Source organism: Croceicoccus sp. BE223 (genome assembly GCF_031457155.1).
Taxonomy (GTDB): domain Bacteria; phylum Pseudomonadota; class Alphaproteobacteria; order Sphingomonadales; family Sphingomonadaceae; genus Croceicoccus.
This window is the reverse complement of the sequence record NZ_JAVDWB010000002.1, coordinates 647,052-666,307: the sequence shown is the minus strand read 5'-3', so window position 1 is coordinate 666,307 and position 19,256 is coordinate 647,052. Positions and strand designations below refer to the sequence as shown.

Annotated in this window: 18 protein-coding genes and 1 tRNA gene; 16 read left to right on the top strand and 3 right to left on the bottom strand. The window is 67.2% G+C overall.

Annotated elements, in window-relative coordinates; all coding sequences use genetic code 11:
* The first annotated feature begins 10 nt into the window (after positions 1-10).
* From J2X37_RS07240 to J2X37_RS07230, 3 genes are all read left to right on the top strand, one after another.
* Complete coding sequence (locus J2X37_RS07240) at positions 11-532, top strand: TIGR02281 family clan AA aspartic protease (RefSeq protein WP_310019386.1); 522 nt, start codon at positions 11-13, stop codon at positions 530-532.
* Between the two features lie 100 nt (positions 533-632).
* A complete protein-coding gene (locus tag J2X37_RS07235) occupies positions 633-1,256 on the top strand; it encodes a murein L,D-transpeptidase catalytic domain-containing protein (protein WP_310019384.1) in 624 nt (207 codons plus the stop codon).
* Between the two features lie 57 nt (positions 1,257-1,313).
* On the top strand, positions 1,314-1,556 hold the full coding sequence (locus tag J2X37_RS07230; RefSeq protein WP_310019382.1) for a hypothetical protein: 243 nt from the start codon (positions 1,314-1,316) through the stop codon (positions 1,554-1,556).
* Between the two features lie 60 nt (positions 1,557-1,616).
* On the opposite strand, the gene J2X37_RS07225 is transcribed toward J2X37_RS07230, so the two are convergent.
* Both J2X37_RS07225 and J2X37_RS07220 read right to left on the bottom strand, forming a co-directional pair.
* Complete coding sequence (locus tag J2X37_RS07225) at positions 1,617-3,833, bottom strand: glycoside hydrolase family 3 C-terminal domain-containing protein (RefSeq protein ID WP_310019381.1); 2,217 nt, start codon at positions 3,831-3,833, stop codon at positions 1,617-1,619.
* A 115-nt stretch (positions 3,834-3,948) separates the two neighbouring features.
* The gene (locus J2X37_RS07220) at positions 3,949-6,339 is read right to left on the bottom strand and encodes a TonB-dependent receptor domain-containing protein (RefSeq protein ID WP_310019379.1); all 2,391 of its coding nucleotides are present in this window, start codon (positions 6,337-6,339) and stop codon (positions 3,949-3,951) included.
* Positions 6,340-6,700: 361 nt separating this feature from the next.
* Between J2X37_RS07220 and J2X37_RS07215 the strand changes: the two genes are divergently transcribed.
* Positions 6,701-8,254, top strand: coding sequence for a carboxylesterase family protein (locus tag J2X37_RS07215; RefSeq protein WP_310019567.1), 1,554 nt, complete (start codon positions 6,701-6,703; stop codon positions 8,252-8,254).
* Between the two features lie 118 nt (positions 8,255-8,372).
* Here J2X37_RS07215 and J2X37_RS07210 read toward each other — a convergent pair.
* Positions 8,373-8,449: transfer RNA gene (locus J2X37_RS07210), tRNA-Arg, on the bottom strand.
* Between the two features lie 121 nt (positions 8,450-8,570).
* Between J2X37_RS07210 and J2X37_RS07205 the strand changes: the two genes are divergently transcribed.
* The 12 genes from J2X37_RS07205 to J2X37_RS07150 all read left to right on the top strand — a co-directional run bounded on the left by J2X37_RS07205 (position 8,571) and on the right by J2X37_RS07150 (position 19,222).
* Positions 8,571-8,948 carry a hypothetical protein gene (locus J2X37_RS07205; protein ID WP_310019377.1) on the top strand — a complete coding sequence of 126 codons (378 nt, stop codon included), beginning with the start codon at positions 8,571-8,573 and terminating at the stop codon, positions 8,946-8,948.
* A 62-nt stretch (positions 8,949-9,010) separates the two neighbouring features.
* Positions 9,011-9,532, top strand: a complete 522-nt coding sequence (locus J2X37_RS07200) for an MmcB family DNA repair protein (RefSeq protein ID WP_310019375.1) — start codon at positions 9,011-9,013, stop codon at positions 9,530-9,532.
* A gap of 54 nt (positions 9,533-9,586) precedes the next feature.
* On the top strand, positions 9,587-10,354 hold the full coding sequence (locus J2X37_RS07195; protein ID WP_310019373.1) for a sterol desaturase family protein: 768 nt from the start codon (positions 9,587-9,589) through the stop codon (positions 10,352-10,354).
* The gene (locus J2X37_RS07190; protein WP_310019370.1) at positions 10,351-10,800 is read left to right on the top strand and encodes a DUF2141 domain-containing protein; all 450 of its coding nucleotides are present in this window, start codon (positions 10,351-10,353) and stop codon (positions 10,798-10,800) included. Before J2X37_RS07195 ends, J2X37_RS07190 begins: the two co-directional genes overlap by 4 nt.
* A gap of 28 nt (positions 10,801-10,828) precedes the next feature.
* Positions 10,829-11,704, top strand: coding sequence for a CoA ester lyase (locus J2X37_RS07185; RefSeq protein ID WP_310019368.1), 876 nt, complete (start codon positions 10,829-10,831; stop codon positions 11,702-11,704).
* Between the two features lie 105 nt (positions 11,705-11,809).
* Positions 11,810-12,697, top strand: coding sequence for a hypothetical protein (locus J2X37_RS07180; RefSeq protein ID WP_310019365.1), 888 nt, complete (start codon positions 11,810-11,812; stop codon positions 12,695-12,697).
* A gap of 55 nt (positions 12,698-12,752) precedes the next feature.
* Positions 12,753-13,847, top strand: a complete 1,095-nt coding sequence (locus J2X37_RS07175; protein WP_310019363.1) for a phosphatase domain-containing protein — start codon at positions 12,753-12,755, stop codon at positions 13,845-13,847.
* Positions 13,848-13,937: 90 nt separating this feature from the next.
* Positions 13,938-15,308 carry a M48 family metalloprotease gene (locus J2X37_RS07170; protein ID WP_310019361.1) on the top strand — a complete coding sequence of 457 codons (1,371 nt, stop codon included), beginning with the start codon at positions 13,938-13,940 and terminating at the stop codon, positions 15,306-15,308.
* A 9-nt stretch (positions 15,309-15,317) separates the two neighbouring features.
* Positions 15,318-16,100 (top strand): DsbA family protein, encoded by a 783-nt coding sequence (locus tag J2X37_RS07165; protein ID WP_310019358.1) that lies wholly within the window; start codon positions 15,318-15,320, stop codon positions 16,098-16,100.
* Between the two features lie 25 nt (positions 16,101-16,125).
* Entirely contained in the window at positions 16,126-17,097 is a 972-nt protein-coding gene (locus tag J2X37_RS07160) for a M48 family metalloprotease (RefSeq protein WP_310019356.1), read from the top strand.
* A gap of 95 nt (positions 17,098-17,192) precedes the next feature.
* Positions 17,193-18,401 (top strand): histidine kinase, encoded by a 1,209-nt coding sequence (locus J2X37_RS07155; RefSeq protein ID WP_310019354.1) that lies wholly within the window; start codon positions 17,193-17,195, stop codon positions 18,399-18,401.
* A 23-nt stretch (positions 18,402-18,424) separates the two neighbouring features.
* Entirely contained in the window at positions 18,425-19,222 is a 798-nt protein-coding gene (locus J2X37_RS07150; protein WP_310019352.1) for a LytTR family DNA-binding domain-containing protein, read from the top strand.
* Positions 19,223-19,256 lie beyond the last annotated feature (34 nt).

The following is a 19,256-nucleotide window of genomic DNA, read 5'->3' as shown; positions in this document are numbered from 1 at the left end:
GTCGGTGGGGATGAAACTGGGCGGCATCCTCCTGGCCGGGGCCCTGGCCTGCACCATCGGCGCGCTGATGCCCGACAGTCCGGACCTGCCGGCTGCCGGTGACGGCAAGGCGGCGCAGGTGGCAGCCGATACCGCGCAGGACGAGCGACCCGACTACCTGACCGGCGAGATGATGCTGCAGCGCCAGCCCGACGGTCATTTCTATGCCACCCCCTCGATCAACGGCGTCGAGGTGCAGACCCTCGTCGATACCGGTGCCAGCGTCGTCGCGCTGACCGGCAGCGACGCGCAGGCGCTTGGCCTCAGCTGGAACGAAGACGATCTCGGCATCGTCGCGCAAGGGGCGAGCGGCCCGATCCGCGGCGTGGAGGTGCGCCTGGACACGGTGCAACTGGGCGGGTTCGAGGTTCACGACGTGCCGGCGATGATCGTGCCCGAAGGCCTGCCGATCACGCTTCTGGGCCAGAGCTTCCTGTCGCGCATTCCCCGCGTCGCCATCGCCGACGGGCAGATGAACCTCTCCCAATACTGATCGCGCAACGCTCGGAAAGCAGGCCGTGCCGAGATTGCGCAGCGACGTCCCGTGCCTCTGGTTCAGTGCATCGCAAGACATTATATGCTATGTCATGGGCATGAAAACGGCGACAAATCGACGCGGCCTGCTCAAGGGTGCGCTCGTCGCGGGGGCGGCACTTGCCGCACCGACCCGCGTCTTCGCGCAGGCCAGCGCGCTGACGCCGCGCGACCGCGCGGTGCTCGATGTCGCGCGCATCCAGATCGAGCGGGTTGGCGCGACGCTGTGGCACCGGGACCGGGCTGCCATCGCCGACTTCGGCGTCCATTCGGCCCAGCCCCGCTTCCATTTCGCCAATCTCGAGGCGGGGACCGTCCGCAGCTTCCTCGTCGCCCATGGCATGGGTTCGGACCCCGAGCATGACGGCTGGCTCAAGACCTTCTCGAACGTCGAAGGCTCGAACGCGACCAGCCGTGGCTCTTTCATCACTTACGAGTGGTATCATGGCCGCTACGGCACATCGATCCGGCTGGGCGGGCTGGACCCGGAGAACTCCAACGCCCTGCCGCGTGCCATCGTCGCCCATCCGGCCGAATATGCGCGGGCCGAACATGTCGCCACTTATGGCAGGCTGGGCCGCTCGAACGGCTGTTTCGCGATGAGCCCCGACGACTTCAACGAGGCGCTCTGGAACATCTCCGGCGGGCGGCTCATCTATTCGGAACGGCTCGGCCTGGTCTGACCTCTTCGGCGCGCTACTGACGCCAAACTGTCATATTGGCGGCGCATCTCTCGAACCATGCGATCGATCGACACGCAGCTTGCCGCGGCGCTGGGACGCGCCCTGGGCAATGAAGACTGGCACGGTGCTGGCTGGGACATGCCGCCCCCGCCCGGAATCAACGCAAGAGGCGTGGAAAGGGCGGCCTGGCTGGCCCTGCACAATTGGGAAGCCGATCGCGACCTGTTCGCCCGCTTCCCCGCCTGCCGCGAGACGAGCCGTCACCGCATGCGGCAACTGATCGGCAGGCTCGAGACCTGAACCTGGGCGAAGGGCGCAGCGGTCCGCCGAAACGTTCGAATCGCAAACCCGGTAACGCCGCTATTTCCAGCGCCTTGCCGCCAGGTCGACCGGAACCTCGGCCGAGAGATCTTCGGCACTTGCGCCCAAGGCGAAGGCGTGGCGCCCCTTGTCGATCTGCCAGCGTCCACCTTCGAACTCCGCGATGGTGCGCGGTTCGATCGGGACGGAGAGGCTGCGAACCTCCCCGGCCTTCAGGGCGACGCGGGCAAAGCCGACGAGGCGTTGCTGGCGCCCGCGCGGCGTCTGTGTCAGGTAGACTTGCACCACGGTCGTGCCGTCGCGGTTTCCGGTGTTGCGGACCGTGAACGAGGCCGTCTTCCCGTCGACCCGCAGTCCGCCGGTCTCGAAAGTGGTGTAGGAAAGGCCGAAGCCGAACGGAAACAGCGCCTTGTGTCCCTGCCGCGCATTCCAGCGGTAGCCGATGTCGGACCCTTCTATGTCGTAATCGACCGGCAGGGGTCCGGCCCCTTCCGGCTTGCGCCCGATGAAGTCCGGCTCCAGCCGGTCGAACCCGTCCAGCTTCACGCGCGGCAGTTGCGCCTCGCCAGCCGGAAAGGTGATCGGCAGCCGGCCCGACGGATTGGTTTCGCCGAACAGGACCGACGCGATTGCCTGACCCCCGCGGATGCCGGGATACCAAGCCTGAATGACTGCGGCGGTCCGGTCCAGCCACGGCATCGCCACGGGACCGCCGGTCTGCAGCACCACGACGGTGTTCGGGTTGGCCCCGGCCACCGCCGCTATCAGCGCGTCCTGCCCTTCGGGAAGCGTCAGGTCGGCGTGATCGAACCCTTCGCCCGACCACTGGTTGGCGAAGACGATGACGATGTCGGCCTTGCCCGCCGCGGCCGCCGCTTCGGCGACAGAACGGCCGTTGCGGAAGCGAACGGTCGCCTGCGGGGCCATGGCCTGGATGGCCGCGAGCGGCGAGGAGCGGTGGTAGTTCATGCGCGCGAAGGCCGCGAACGGCCCGGTGCCGCCCAAGGGTATCGCGGCGGCAGGCCCACCCTCGCCGATGACCTGGCTCGACCCGCCGCCGGACAGCACACCGGTGGAGGCAAGGCCGCCGACGACGAGGATGGTGCGGGCACTCTTCGCCAGCGGAAGGATGTTGTCGCGGTTGCGCAGCAGCACGATGCCCTGGCGCGCGGCGTCCTCGGCTATGGCGGCGTTCGCCTCGTAATCGATCGCGCCGCCCGGTTGGGCGGGATGGCTCTCGAGCCCATTGGCGTAGATCGCGGTCAGGATCCGCTTGTTCATGTCGTCCAGCCGGCGCGCCCAGGCAGGGCTGTTCGCGGCGGCGGCGGCCAGCTTGTCTGCGAAGAACACCTCCGTGTCGAGCTGCTCGCCCGACTGCTGGTCGAGACCGTTCATCGCCGCCTGCAGATCGGGCACCGCGCCCCAGTCGGACATGACGAAGCCCTTGTAGCCCCAGTCCTGCTTCAGGACCCGGTTGAGCAGCCAGTCGCTGGAACAGGCCTGGTGGCCGTTGACGCGATTGTAGGCGCACATCACCGAACCGGGCTGGCCGATCTCTATCCCGATCTGGAAGGCGAGGAGGTCGCTTTCGCGCGCGTTGCCCTCGCTGATCTGCACGTCGGCGAAATGGCGTCCGTTTTCCTGGCCATTCAGTGCTAGGTGCTTGATGGTGGCGATGATCCTGTTCGATTGCACCCCGCGGATGGCGTGGCCGACCAGCGTCCCGGCGAGAAGCGGATCTTCGCCGAAGTATTCGAAATTGCGACCGTTGCGGGGATCGCGCATCAGGTTGACGCCGCCGGCCAGCATCACGTTGTAGCCCTTGGCGCGGGCCTCGCCGCCGATCATCCGCCCGGCCGTCTCGACCAGATCCGCGTCCCATGTCGACGCCATCGCCAACCCGGACGGCAGCGCGGTGGCGTTGTCGTTTCGCAGCCCGGCGGCATAGGCCACACCCAGGCTGGCGTCGGTTTCCTTCAGCGCCGGAACGCCGAGGCGCGGTATCCCCGGAATATATCCGGCACCCGGCACCGCGTCGGGCGGCGTGGTCGTCGGCGGCATGGCCATCACGCCATGGGTGAGGATCGTCTTTTCCGCAGGGGTCATCGCCCGCACCGTCGCCTCCGCACGGCGCTCAGCGCGATCCCAGGCGGCATTCTCGTCCCCCTCGGCCGAAACCGACGCCGCAAATGTCGCGGCAAGGGCGATCGCCGGCAACGCACCCAGCCCAGGCTTGCAAACGGAGGTGAACTTCATCGTCAGTTCCTTGTCGGGCCGGCTTCGGGGCACGTTCGTAGAGGGAGGGAGACGGGCGGCGCGGTCGGCGGCCGCGGATCCGGCCGGGCAGGCTAAGCTGCCCGGCCGGATTCGATTAGAAACTGACCTTGGCGGTCACGCCCGCAGTCCGCTTCTGCGGCAGCGAGGCGAGGAGTGCCGAGTTGTTTCCGAAGTAGGCAAAATTGTAAGTGAAGGCGAAGTAGTCGCTCGCGGCGGTGTACGACTTGTCCTCGAACAGGTTGTTCACGAACGCCTGCAGCGAGATTGCGTCGAACGTGATGCCCGCGCGCAGGTTCACCTTGTCGATCGGGTCGGTCTTGAGCAGGTTTGCCTGGTTCACCCACTGACCCGAACGATGCGAGAAATCGGCGCGGACGAAAAAGGGCAGTTCGCCTGCGCCCAGCCTGCCGTCATACTGCACGCCGATGTTGCCGGTGAACTTCGCGACGCCCGGCATCTCCTTGCCGCTGAAATCGCTGACGCCGGTCAGCGAGGTGACGAGCAGGTTGCTGTAGGCCTTGATGTCCGAAGCGGTGTAGGCGCCCGACAGGTTCATGGTGATTCCCTGCACCGGCTTGACGACAGCCTCGAACTCCACGCCGTAAAGGTCGGCGCGGCCCGTGTTGGCGACACCGGAAACCGGAACCGGATCGGGCTCGCTGGGTACGTCGACGACGAGGTTGATGCGGTTGATCTGCTTCTTCCACGCCGCGAAATAGCCGCCGAGAGCGAAGCTCATCGCTCCGTCGAACAGCGAACCCTTGATGCCGGCATCGAAGCTGTCGACCGTTTCCGGCTCGGTGGTGAGCGTCAGTCCGGCGGCGACGGCAGCCTCGTAGACCTCGGGCGAATACTGGAGCAGCCCGGTGTTGAAGGTCGAAGGGTTCACGCCCTTGGCATAGGAGGCGTAGAACATCAGGTCGTCGGTGAACTGGTAGTCGAGGATGGCGCGGGGCAGGAAATTCTCGAACTTGCCGCGAACCTGGAGGTTGCCGGCCGGATCGAACGAGGAAATCTCGTCGACCTGGTACCGCCCTTCGAAGCTCAGTTCGAGGGCATCGCTGAGCTTGTAGCTGATCCCGCCGAAGATGCCGTAGGTTTCGGCCTCGCTCATGCCGGCGGGCGTCACCGCGGCAGGCGTGGAGAACGCGATTCCAGTCAGCGTGCCGAAGGTCTTGGCGTCGAGATAGCTGCCGCCGATCGTGCCCGACAGCGCACCGCCGTTGTCGAAACGGGCGCGCAGTTCCTGCGACCAGTCCCGGTGCATCCGCTCGACCATGAAGCCGTAGTTGAAGGTCGACGAGAAGTAGTGGTCGATGTCGTTGAGGATGGTCCAGCGTTCCTCGTTGAACCCGGTCAGCGACGCGAGCGAGAGTCCGCCGCCGAGATCGTAGTCGATCGTCAGGTGGGCATGATCGTATTCGCGGCCCATGCCGTATCCGTCGATGAGGTCGACGCCGTTCAGCCGGTTGGTCGGATTGGCCAGCAGGGCTTCCATCGCCGGGGTCAGGGCGGAATTGTAGGCGAGCGGGTCGATCTTCGTCGGGATGCTGCCGCAGAAGTAGGGATTGCCGTTCTGCACGCAGTTCGGCTGCCCCTGCACCAGGACGTTGCCGACGAAGTCCTCGATGTCGTACGCCGAAATCAGGGCGGACGCCGACGGCCCGTCATCGTCGAGCGAGCGCATGCCGAACGCCTTGACGCGCAGGGCGTCGGACGGGGTCAGGTCGAGTTGCAGGGTGTAGACCTGGCTCTCCTGCTTGCCGAGGCGCTGGCCGTCGGCCTCGTTCACGTACTGGCCGCCGGTGTGATAGTATTCCGCGCTCGAGCGGAAGGAGAGGATGTCGGTGACGATCGGCCCGCTGATCTCGGCGCGAAGCCGCTGCGTGTCGAACGTGCCGAAAGTGGCTTCGGCAAGGCCCGTCCACGAATTCGATGCGTCCCTGGTGACGACGTTGACCGCGCCGGCAAAGGTGTTGCGCCCGAAATAGGCCGCCTGCGGTCCGCGCAGGACCTCGATGCGGGCCGGGCTGGCGATCGACTGGAGAGCGGTGGTCGAGGAAACCGGAACCCCGTCGATGAATACGCTGACCGTGCTTTCGACGCCGCTGGCCGGGGTAAAGCCGCGCAGGGTGAAGGTCTGGACCGAACGGTCGGACTTGCCCGAGTTGTTCTCGCTGACTTCAAGCCCCGCAACCGCGTCTTCGAGATCGCGAGCCTGCGTGATGCCGCGCTTCTCGAGCCCGGTTCCGGTCACGGCCGACACCGACAGCGGAACTTCGAGGATCGATTCCTGGAACTTTCGCGCGGTGACGACGATTTCGCCGTCCTTCGTGCCTTCCTGCTCTGCCTGCGCACCGGCATCCTGAGCCTGCGCCGGAACGGCCAGGGCGCAGGCGAGTGCGGCTATCGAAAGGCCGGCCGCCATGTGTCGCGAAATGCGCGTATGAAGCGCAGCATTGGTAACCACCAGCTTCGATCCCATCGTGAACTTCCCTGTCTGAGGCCGTATCCGGCCATGTTTTCTTGTGAGCATCCGCCGCAGCCCCCTTGCCGCGCGAATGCAGGCCATCTTGAAAAGGGAGCGCGCCGAGCGAGACCGAAATCCGGCATTGTCCGCACAGCGATCAAATGTCGCGTCCATCGCGCCCGCAAGCGCGATCCTGCCGCAGTCGTCATGGCTGATCGAACGATATGGGGACCAGATGACAATGCCGAGCAACGCAACGGGCCTGAGCCGCCGGAACGTGATCGCAGCCGCCGCGGCACTTCCCATCGTATCGACGGCGGTCCTTGGCGGCATCGCCCACGCGAGAGGGTCGGCCAGAACGGCGAAAAGCGTGACCATGCCGGAAAGCGCCATCCGTACCGGTCAGCAGGGCAAGGTTCGCGGGGTCCAGATCGGCACGGTCCAGCGTTGGCTGGGCATTCCCTATGGCGACGATACGGGCGGAGCCAACCGCTTCATGGCGCCCCGCCCCGCCAAGCCGTGGACCGGGGTTCGCGATGCCTTTGCCTATGGCGCGGCCTGCCCGCAGGCGGCGGCCGGGCCGGGCGGGCGGATGGGTTTTCTCCTCAACCACCGCTATGGCTGGCAAAGCGAGGATTGCCTCAACCTCAACATCTGGGCGACGCCGGACGCAGGCTCGCGCCCCCGGCCGGTCATGGTGTGGATCCACGGCGGCAGCTTTACCGCCGGCTCCAGCTACGAGATCGCCGCATATGACGGGGCGGCGCTCGCCGAACGCGGCGACGTGGTCGTGGTGTCGATCAACCACCGGCTCAACGGCCTCGGCCACCTCGATCTCGGTGCGGCATGGGACGGCGCTGCGGCCAGGCCGGAACTGGCAGGCGCGGTCAACGCGGGCATCCTCGACATCGTCGCCGCGCTGGCGTGGGTGCGCGACAATATCGCCCAGTTCGGTGGCGATCCGGCCAGCGTCACGGTGTTCGGGCAATCGGGCGGCGGCATGAAGATCGCGACCCTGCTGGGAATGCCCGCGGCAAAAGGCCTGTTCCACAAAGCCATCATGCAAAGCGGCATAGCCGCCAAGCTCTACAGCCCGGAGATGACCGCCCGCGTCGCGAACCTCGTGCTCGACGATCTCGGCATCGCCAAGGGTGACCTGGCCAAGTTGCAGTCGGTGCCGATGCCCCTCTTGGCCAAGGCGATCGACACGGCCCAGACGAAATGGCGCGGGGAAGCGCCCAAGGGCGACATCGACGCCTCGCTCGGGTTCGCCCCCCGCCTCGAACCGGGCTCGATCCCGCTCGAACCCTTCTCGCCGGAGGCGGCCAAGCTTTCCGGTCAGGTCGCGACGATGGCGGGCACGACGCTGCACGAATTCAACATGGCCCTGTTCAATCCGGCGGCCCAGTTCATGACCCGCGAACAGGCGATCGACGGGCTTGCCGCGTTTCTGGGCAAGCCGGACCGCATGGCCGTGCTCTACGAAGCTGCGGCGCGCTCCTTTCCGGAGGCCACGCCGGTCGAGCTGCATGCCATCGTGGTGTCGGCATCCATGCGCCAGACGGCGCTGGAATGCCTCCGGGCACGGACCCGCGACGGTGCGGCTGCCGCCTATGGCTACCGCTTCGATTGGGAAACCCCGGTGTTCGACGGCCTGCCGGGCGCCTACCACTGCTCGGAGATTCCCTTCGTGTTCGACAACGCGGCCTTGGCCAGCCAGGCCACGGGCGGCGGCGCGGACGCACTGCGCCTTGCCAGCACCATGTCCGGTGCGTGGGTTGCGTTCGCGCGGAGCGGGAATCCCAACGCAGCGGGCCTGCCCCGCTGGTCGCCGGTGACGCCTGACGGATCGCAGACCATGGTGTTCGACAGCCAGCCGCACACCACGTCCGACGATGCCGACTTGCTCGCCCTTCTCGCGGCGACGTGAGCGCATCGAACCGTCGCGAGAATCCGGACAAGGGCGGTCGCCGTTTAAGCGCCGTCCAGCGGGCGGACTGAACGGCTGGGTAGCGAAACGGGCGCTTGCGCGCACGTCTGCCGTTGATTGGCGCACCCGACAGGATTCGAACCTGTGACCTCTGCCTTCGGAGGGCAGCGCTCTATCCAGCTGAGCTACGGGTGCGCGGTTCCTTGGTGGAACGGTTGCGGCAACTAGCAGGGGGTTTTGTCGCTTGCCAGCCTTTTTCGCCGCCCGCATGCGCACGTTAGGGCTTTTTCAACGAGCGCGTGCGACATTCGTCTTCATGAGCGCGATGCATGACTTTCCGAGCTATGACGATGGGACGCCCGCCGGCTGCGAGGAAGATGTCCTCGCCGCGCGCTGGGCGGCGATGCACCGGGCGGCCGACGCCATCGCCAAGATGCTGGGCAAGGACGGTTCGGGGGCAGAGCGCAGTTTCGCCCTCTATCCGGTCGGCATGCCCGATGCCGATGTCGCCCACGTCCTTTCGGAGACGGAGGATCTGGGCGCGATGATGGCGCAAGGCCTCTTCGCGATCCTGCGCGCCCGCGAACACGGGGCAGAGGCGAAAGTGGCGGCCAAGGCCCTGCTGAACCGGTTCGAGACGAAGCGGCGCGAATTGCTGGCGGCGCACGATTCGCCGGAGGAGCTCGCCGCCTGAATTGTCCGCAGGTCGTTTGACGGGCTTGCGCTGTTCCCATTTCGTTCCGTATTGTCGCGGGCATGGCCGATTCTGTTCATGCCCTCCCGCTTCCCGGTTCCCATGCCGATTCGCCCGTCCTTGCCGGTGCCGCCGCCGTGGCGCGCGGCATCGGCCGGCTGATGGCTCGCAACGACATATGGTCGATTGCCGAAATGCCGCTGATCGGCGGCCGGCGCGCGGATCTTATGGGCATCGATTCGCGCGGGCAGGTCGTGATCGTCGAGATCAAGGTCAGCCGCGCCGACCTCTTGGGTGACGGCAAGTGGACCGATTATCTCGACCATTGCGACCGGTTCTACTGGGGTCTTTCGCCGCAACTCGACCGGCAATGCCTCGAAACGGCCGACTTCCATCCCGATCGTTGCGGCGTGATCGTCGCCGATGGCTACGACGCGGAAATCCTGCGTCCGGCCCCGTTGCTGAAACTGGCGCCCGCGCGCAGGAAGGTGGAGATCGAGCGACTGGCCCGCTGCGCCCTGCGTCGCCGACAGGTCGAGCTTGACCCGCACTGTTCGCCGTGGGGCGGCGAATTCGCCGGTTGAACGGAGCGGGGGCGGGCTTTGCGAAGCCGGCGCCACGGGGTAAGGGGCGTGGTGATGTCCGCCGACCCCGCATCCCTCACGACCGCCGGCGCCGCGATCGTGGCCGCAGCTGTTTCCGCCGTGGCGATGACCGTCATCGTCGCGGTGCGATACGTGCTGGCCAGCGGAGGGTTCGCCTGGGCCACGCGGCGCGTGCGTCCGGGACTTTATGACGGGCTCGGCCCGCAGATGGGCAGCGAGTTTCGCTGGTCGCTGATCTCCGCCGCGATCTACGGCATCCCTGCCGGGATCGTCGCGTGGGGCTGGCGCGAGCGGGGCTGGACCCTGATCTACTCCGACTGGGGCGATTATCCGCTGTGGCAACTGCCGCTTTCGGTGCTGGCTTATCTCTTCGTCCACGACACCTGGTTCTACTGGACCCATCGCTGGATGCACCGTCCCGGCCCGTTCCGCGTCGCCCATGCCGTCCACCACGCCAGCCGCCCCCCGACCGCGTGGGCCGCGATGGCCTTCCATCCGTGGGAGGCGCTAACCGGCGCGGTGGTGATCCCGGCGCTCGTGTTCCTGATCCCGATCCATGTCGCGATGCTGGGGCTGGTGCTGACGGTGATGACCGTGATGGGCGTCACCAACCACATGGGGTGGGAGATCTTTCCGCGTTCGCTTGTTCATTCCCGCTTAGGAAAAGGGCTGATAACGGCGAGCCATCACCAGCTGCACCACGAAAAGTACCGGTGCAACTACGGCCTGTACTTCCGCTTCTGGGATCGGGTCTGTAGGACCGATGCGGGACTGGCGCGGCCAGGATGGGATGGACGATGAGATCGAAGTTACGCCTGGACAGCCGCTGGCTGCTGCCGTTCGCCGCTGCGCCCCTGCTGGGCGCAACCCCGCCGCAGGGCGTCGACGTTTTCGTGACGGTCAGCAACATGCGGTCGGACAAGGGGCTGGTTTCGGCCTGCATGGCGCATCTCAAGGCCGATTTCCCAGACTGTCGCGGTCCCGGCGGGCAAGACCTGTCCGTCCCAGCCGACAAGGCGGGACGCTTCGCCTTTCGCAATGTTGCCCCCGGGCGCTACGCCATCGCCTTGCTCCATGACGAAAACGCCAACGGCAAGATCGACAAGGCGCTGATGATCCCGACCGAAGGCTTCGGCTTCTCGCGCGATGCGCCGGTCCGCATGGGCCCGCCGCCGTTTTCCGCCGCGGCCTTCGAGGTTGCGGAGCGCGACGTCAGCCAGCCGATCCGGATGCGCTACATCCTGTGAACCGCTTTCGTATCAAGGGCCTGTCACGGTGACCACTCCCCTGCTGCTTCGCTCGGTCCTCTACATGCCCGGATCGAACGATCGCGCGATTGCCAAGGTCCGCACCCTGCCCGCCGATGCGATCGTCCTCGACCTCGAGGATTCGGTCGCGCCCGACATGAAGGCGGCGGCCCGCGCGGCCGTGGCCGCCGCGCTGCGCGAGGGCGGCTTCGGTTCGCGTAACCGGGTCGTGCGCACCAACGCGCTCGGCACGCCGTGGGGGCATGACGACCTCGCCGCGATGCAGGGGGTTCCGCTCGACGCGATTCTCGTGCCCAAGGTGGACAGCGCCGCCGATGTCGCCGCGATTGCCGCGGCCATGCGCAATGCCGCGATCGGCGACGATGTCGCGCTGTGGATCATGATCGAAACGCCGCTGTCGATTCTCAACCTCGCCGAAATCGCGGCCGCCGCGAAGGCGACGCCGCTGGCCGGCCTCGTGCTGGGCCTCAACGACCTCGCCAAGGACACAGGCATCGCACAGCTGCCCGGTCGCGCCGCGTTCCAGCCGGTGCTGACCCAGGCGGTGATTGCCGCCCGCGCCCATGGGCTGGCCGTGCTCGACGGCGTGTGCAACGCGATCGAGGACGAGGCCCGGCTGGCCGCCGAATGCGCCCAGGCCCGCGACAACGGGTTCGACGGCAAGACCCTGATCCATCCCAGGCAGGTCGATGTGGCCAACCGCGTCTTCGCCCCGACCGAGGCCGAGGTGGCCGACGCACGGGCGGTCGTGGCCGCCATCGCCGATCCCGCCAACGCGACCGTCGGCGCTATTCGAATGGATGGTCGTATGGTCGAACGGCTGCACCTGAAAGAGGCGGAGCGTTGTCTCGCCCGCGCCCGGGCGATCGCGGCCGCGGCCTGATGGTCGGCTAAACAAATGACAGGAATTTAACGGGGCGTTTACCCTCCTCGCCGCATAGTCCCGGCTTGGTTCGGCATCGACTGCCGGACTCGATTGGGGACTCGTATGGATACGCCACGCGGTGGGTTCCGCGCGCTGGCCGAAAGCTGGCGGCGGCAGGGCTATGGAGCGATCGACCTGCCGGGCGATGGCGAAACCGGCGTGCTGGCCGCCCCGCGGCTGAGCCGGCCAGCCCCGCGCTGCGAAGTCGAGGCTCCGCCGCCCGCCATCGGACGGGACGAACGCCGCATGCAGGTGCGCGCCTACAACCTGTGGGCGGACCTGCTGGCCGATCGCTGCTTTCCCGACATCCGTGCCTTCGATCCTTCGCGGGCCGGCGATTTCGGCGACCACGCGGTGCTGCTGAACTTCGCGGCGGGAATCGACGACCCGGTGGTCCTTCACCTCGGCGCGCGGCTGGCCGATGAATGCGGCATCGCGGGCCATGGCTTTGTCGGCCAGCTGTCCGACGTTCCGGCCGGATCGCTGATCTCGCGCATTACCGAACACTACGTCCAGATTCTCGCCCGCCAGTCGCCCATCGGGTTCGAGGCGGAGTTCGTGAACCGGCAGGGCAAACTGATCGTCTATCGCGGCATCCTGCTGCCGTTTTCGAGCGACGACGTGACGATCGATCACATCTACGGGGTGCTCAACTGGAAAGAGGTTGCCGAAACGCAGCTGTCGGAACAGATCGCCGCCGACCTGGCCAAGGCCGCCACCCGCGCTCAGCTGACGCGCGAGATCGAGCCGCTGCCCGCGCCGCTGGCCCGCAGGCTGCGGGCGATCGCGCCGCGCACCTTCGACACGATCGGTGACGAAGGGCCGGAGTTCACCCTGCTGATGGCCCGCCGCATGACTTCGGGCAATGTCGTGCTGCTCGGCGAGATCCCGTTCGACAACAAGCTGATGAAGCGCGCCTTCGACCGGCTGGAGGAACGGGGCGAGGGTTGACCGGCCCTTCGGCATGGCCGCCGGCACCAAACGCCGCCCGCAACGTTGCCAATCCATGCTTGTCCATCCCCCGCACGTCTTTCCCTTTTTCGGCTATCGCAACGAGACCCGCCTGACGATCAGCGCCCGCGCCCTTCTCGCCCGCGCGCCCAGCTGGGACCACCGGAGCGACTTCGCGAAGTTCCGCGCCCTGTGGTCGCAATTCGCCTCTCGCGAGCATCCCGAACTGCCGATGACGCTGGTGCTGGGCGGACCTGACGGCCGGGAATACCGCCACGCCGTCGTCGCGGATGACGAAGGCTATGCCCACATCGCGGTCGACCTGCCCGGCTGGCCCCGGCCCGCGTCGACCGCGTGGGAAACGGTGCGCTTCGAATGGGTTAACCGCCACGGCCCGCAGAGCGCGGACGGCTATGTGCTCGCCCCCGGACGCGAATGCGATCTGGGGGTGATCTCGGACATCGACGACACGATCATCGAGACCGGCATCACCGGCGGCCCCGCGAAGGTCATGCGCAACTGGCGCCGGCTGCTGGCGACGATGCCAGGCGATCGCACCGAAGTTCCCCACGCCGGAACGCTCTACGGGCGACTGGCCGGCACCGGCGCGCCGCTCGCCGACCCCGCCGAGCGACCGGGGCAGCAGCTGGCCGCGCCGTGGCGGCCGTTCTTCTACATCTCTTCGAGCCCATGGAACCTGTTCTCCTATCTCGTCGCCTTCATGCAGGCGCGGGGGCTTCCCGTCGGCCCGATACATCTGCGCGACTGGGATTTCGACAGGGCGACGATGGGCTCGGCCGGGCACGGGGCGCACAAGCGGCTCGCCGCCGACGGGCTGCTGGCAACCTATCCGACGATGCGCTTCGCACTGATCGGGGACGACACGCAAGGCGACCTGGTCGCCTACTCCCACCTCGCCCACGACCATCCGGGGCGGATTGCCGCCATCTTCATCCGCAAGACGGGCGATCCCCACACCGCGGAGGAACTGGCGGCCGTCGCCCGGATCGAGGCGGCAGGCGTGCCGCTGTGGCTGGGCGAGACCTTCGACGTGGGCGAGGATTTCCTCGCCCGCATTGGTCTTTCGGCAAGCGGCGACACCGCCCACATCGTCGAGGCGATCACAACGCCCGGCCCGGACGCGGGGTGACCGTCGCGCAGCCCCGGCTTGAGGTCGCGGCGCTTTGTCCTTAAGCCCTTGTTCAGCGCCCCGGCACCAGTCCGGGAAGCGACAAGGTCCATGCACAAGATCCTTTTCCGCCCACTGGCGCTCGTCGCCGCCCTGCTCGCGCTCTGTCTCCTGGGCGCGCGCCCGGCGTTGGCGCAGTCGATCCTGCGCGATGCGGAGACCGAGGCCCTGCTCGACGACATGGCCGCGCCCCTCATCAAGGCGGCCGGGCTGGAACCGGGCAACGTCGACATCATCCTGATCAACGATCCCACCGTGAACGCCTTTGTCGCGGGCGGCCAGGCGGTCTACATCCATTCGGGCCTTATCAATGAGGCGGACAGCGCGCTGCAGGTCCAGGGCGTCATCGCGCACGAACTGGGCCACATCACCGGCGGCCACGTGATCGGCTTTTCCGACGGGGCGAAGGCAGCGAGCAACATCTCGATCCTCTCGCTGCTGCTCGGCGCCGCCGCCGCCGTTGCCGGGGCGGGAGAGGCGGCGATGGGCGTCCTCGCCGCCGGACAGCAGGCTGCGATGGGCAAGTTCCTCGCCTTTACCCGCGGCCAGGAATCGGCGGCCGACCTTGCCGGCGCGCAGTACCTTTCGGGCGCGGGCCTGTCGGGGCGCGGTTCGCTCGAATTCTTCAAGAAGCTCCAGGCGCTCGAACACCGCGCGGGCTACTACGCGAGCCAGGAAGACACCTTCTTCCGCACCCACCCGCTCAGCCGCGACCGTATCGAGACGCTGACCGCCGTGTACGAGAAGGACCCGGCGTGGCAGAAGAGCCCGGACGCGAAGCTGGAAGACCGTTTTCGCCGCATCAAGGCCAAGCTCTACGGCTATCAGGCCGAGCCGAAGGACACGCTGAACGCCTATCCCACGACCGACCAGTCGGTCGCGGCGCATTACGCCCGCGCCTTCGCCTACAACAAGGAATCGCTGATCGGGCGCTCGGTGACGGAAATCGACGCGCTGCTGCTGGTCGAGCCCGACAATCCCTATTTCCTCGAACTGAAGGGGCAGGTCCTGCTCGAATCGGGCAAACCGGCCGAAGCCCTGGCCCCGCTGCGCCGCGCGGTCGAGCTGTCGAACAACCAGCCGCTCATCGCGACGATGCTGGGCCATGCGCTGCTGGCGACAGAGGATCGCAGCCATGGCGAGGAGGCGGAACGGGTCCTGCGCAACGCCGTCGCCCGCGACCGGGAAAATCCCACGGCATGGTATCTCCTCGGCCGGATCTACGCCGATCGCGGCGACACGCCCCGCGCCCGCCTTGCCAGCGCCGAACAGCTGATGATGACCGGCCAGGCCACCGCGGCGATGCAGAATGCCGCCGCCGCCGAAGCCGGCCTGCCCGCCGAAAGCGTCGACTGGCTGCGCGCGCAGGACATCAAGCTCGAAGCGCGGGCACAGATTGAACGAAACAAGAAGCGCAAGTAGGATGGCGTCATGACCTATGCCGCAAAACCGCTGCGCATCGCCGCAGCCGTCGTTTTTCTCGTGGTGCTGGCGCTTGGCGCGGCGTGGATCGTATCGGCCCGCGGGGCGGAGCCGGAAAACGCGGCCGACAGCGCGGTGCGCGATGCCGGTTTCGATGCCAAGGAACGCGTCGCGATCGAGGCGGTGGTCCGCGACTACCTGCTCAAGCACCCCGAAATCCTGCCCGAGATCGTCGAAAAGCTGCGCGAGAAGGAAACCCTCGCGGCGATGGACGGCATCCAGGAGCAGGTCGCCACGCCCTTCAAGGGTGCCGTGCTCGGCAATCCGAACGGAAAGACCGTGCTGGTGGAATTCAGCGACTATGCCTGCGGCTACTGTCGCCAGTCGGTCGCCGCGGTCGATGCGCTGATCGCCGAAAACCCCGATCTCAAGGTCGTTATTCGCGAATTCCCGATCCTGTCGCAGGACAGCGTGGAGGCGGCCAAGTGGGCGCTCGCCGCGGCCGAACAGGGCAAGTACGAAGCCTTCCACCGCGCCATGTACGACGAAGGCCGTCCGACCGCGGATGCCATCGCCAAGGTTGGGAAAGCCATCGGTCTCGACATCGCCGCGGCGCAGAAGGCGATCGCCAGCGACGCGGTCCGCGCCGAGATCGAGGCCAATCGCGCCTATGCCAGCCAGTTGCAGTTCGACGGAACGCCCGCCTGGGTGGTCGGCAATACGACGCTGCAAGGCGCCCTGGCCAAGTCGCAGCTTGCCGAAGCCCTTGAAAAGAGCGGCCAGGGCGGCTGATCGCCTGCCGCGCCGCGCCGCATCGATGCTCGCGGCGCTGCTTGCGGCGCTTTCGTCGCCGCCCGCGTTCGCGCAGGCCGACCAGACGGACGATCCCTTCCATGTCGTGACCCGTCTGGACGAGCGGGTGCAGACCGCGGGCTGGCGGCTCGCGCACGGCAATCGCGAATTCTGCCCCGAGGTCGCACCCGCGACCGGGGTGCTTCTGCAGGACCTGCAGGGCTGGAAACGGCCCGACCTGGCGCGCGCCGCGTTCGGCGTATCGCCCTCGACGCAAGTCATCGTCGGAGCCGTCGCCGCCGGTTCCCCGGCTCAGCAGGCGGGGCTGAAAGCCGGAGAGCCGGTCCGCACCATCGTCGACACCGTGACCGACAGCGACCTGCCCCCCGCCGCGCCGGGCAGCTTCGCGCGGCAGACCGCGCTTTTCGACCTCGTCGACACCTCGCTCGCCCGCAATGGCTGGGTTGTCATCGGGGTGGACGATGCGGACGGCGGCGGACGCTTGGTCAGGATCCCCGGCAAGCCCGCCTGCGCCAGCCGCTTCGAGATCCAGACCGGCGGAGAGGCGGCCAGGGCCGACGGGCGGCGCGTGCTGGTCAGCGCGCGCATGGCGCTGGACCTGGCCGACGAGAACCAGTTCGCCTTCGTCGTCGCGCACGAACTGGCGCACAACCTGCTCGGTCACGTCCGTCTGGCGCTGCGGGACGGGCGCGGCTGGAGCAAGGTGCGCGCCCGCGAACGGCAGGCCGACCGGCTGGCGGTCTGGCTGATGGCCAACGCAGGTTATGACACGCGGGGCGCGGCCGCCTTCATGAAGGGCTGGGCGCGAGCCAACGACGTCGGCTTCCTCGACCCGACGCACGATGCGTGGGACGAACGGCTGGCCGGGGTCGAGGCGGAGATCGCTCTGCTCGCCGCAGAACCGGGCCGTGTCGGCGGATATGACTGGTCGCGCCGCTTCCCGCCGGAAGGAAAGAGCCCCAAGTCGGGTCGATGATCCGCGCGGCGCGCAAATTCCCTTCGATCTGGAGCGCGGCGCTCGGTCCTGTGCGCACGCTGTCGCGCGGGCGCGGAATGGGCTATTCGTTGGGCATGTCCGTACTGCCCGTCAAACCCGTCCCCTTTTTCGCCGACAAGAACCGCGCCTTCTGGCGCCTGCAGGCCCTGGGCTGGGGCGGGGCGATGATCCTTCGTGCGATGTCCAGCCTCGCCAACGCGCAGCCGCTCTCCTTTCTCGTCCTCGTGGCGATCGCCACGGTCACCGGCTTCTCCCTGAGCCTGATCCTCTCGGTCGTCTATCGCCAGCTGCTGTATCGCCGCGCCATCGTCACCTGGGCGGGCACCGCGGTCGTGCTGGCGGCGGCGGTCGGCGTCTATGCGTTCATCGATTCGTGGGTCATCACTCTCTATCGCCCGCAGGCGGATTCGGGTTTCGCGCAGCTGTTCCTCGGCGTGCTCTATCTCGACCTGACGCTGCTCGGCGCCTGGTCGGCGCTCTATTACGCGATCAACTTCTACCTTCAGGTCGAAGAGGCGAACGACCGCCTGCTGGCGCTGGAAAACCAGGCGACCAGCGCGCAGCTCGCCATGCTGCGCTATCAGCTCAATCCGCACTTCCTGTTCAACACGCTCAATTCGATCAGCACGCTGGTCCTGCTGAAGCAGACCGAACCGGCCAACGCGATGCTGTCGCGCCTGTCGAGCTTCCTGCGCTACACCCTGATCAACCAGCCGACCGCGCGGGTTACCATCGCGCAGGAAATCGACACGCTGAAGCTCTACCTCGATATCGAGCGGATGCGGTTCGAGGAGCGGCTGAGGACCCGCTTCGACATCGCGCCCGAAGCCGCGCGCGCACTGCTTCCCTCCCTGCTCCTCCAGCCGCTGGTCGAGAACGCGATCAAGTATGCGGTGAGCACGCAGGAAAGCGGGGCGGAGATCAAGGTGCGCGCCGAACGCATCGGCGATCGGCTGCGCATCACCGTGTCCGACACCGGGCCCGGCATCCCGCGCGGGCGCACCCCGGACGACGTCATCGGCACCGTCCACGGCGACGGGCACCGCTCCACCGGCGTGGGCCTTGCCAACATCTCCGAACGCCTTGCCCAGGCCTATGGCGACCAGCAGCATTTCGAGATCCGCTCCCGCCCGCAGGACGGCTTCGCGGTGATCATCGAGATACCCTACGAAACCGAACTCGGCGACGAGGACGAGCCCGCTTCCACGCCCATCGGGAATGCCGCCCGCGAGGGCATCCGGCGGCTGGCTGAAACCATGTCGCCCGCCACCCGTTCCACCTGAAAACCGTCACAGGACCCGATCTCATGACTATCCGCACCATCCTCGTCGACGACGAGAAGCTCGCCATCCAGGGGCTGCAGCTTCGGCTGGAGCCGTTCAGCGACATCGAGGTGATCGCGACCTGCTCCAACGGGCGCGAGGCGATCCGCGCAATCAAGACGGAAAAGCCCGACCTCGTCTTCCTCGACATCCAGATGCCCGGTTTCGACGGGTTTTCCGTGGTCAAGGGCGTGATGGACGTCGATCCGCCGCTGTTCATCTTCGTGACCGCCTATTCCGAACACGCGCTCAAGGCGTTCGAGGCCAATGCCGTCGACTACCTGATGAAGCCGGTGGAGGAAGACCGCCTCGCCGACGCGATCGAGCGCACGCGAACCCGCCTGACGGAGCGCAAGGGGCTGGAAGAAGCCGAGAAGCTGAAGAACGTGCTGGCCGAAGTCGCGCCCGACGCCATGGACCAGATGCCCGACGACGAGGGCCTCGCCGATACCCGCTACGAAAAGATGCTCAACGTGAAGGATCGCGGCCAGATCTTCCGCGTAGACGTCGATTCCATCGAACATATCGAGGCGGCCGGGGATTACATGGTGATCTCCACCGGCGACAACTCGCTGGTCCTGCGCGAAACGATGAAGGATCTCGAGCGCAGGCTCGACCCGCGCGCCTTTCAGCGCGTCCACCGCTCGACCATCGTCAACCTGAACCAGGTTCGCCAGGTCAAGCCGCACACCAACGGCGAATGCTTCCTGGTGCTGGGATCGGGGGCCGAGGTGAAGGTCAGCCGCAGCTACCGCGACGTCGTCGCACGGTTCGTGCATTGACGTGTCGGCCCGGCTTTTTGGCCGGGCATTCTCA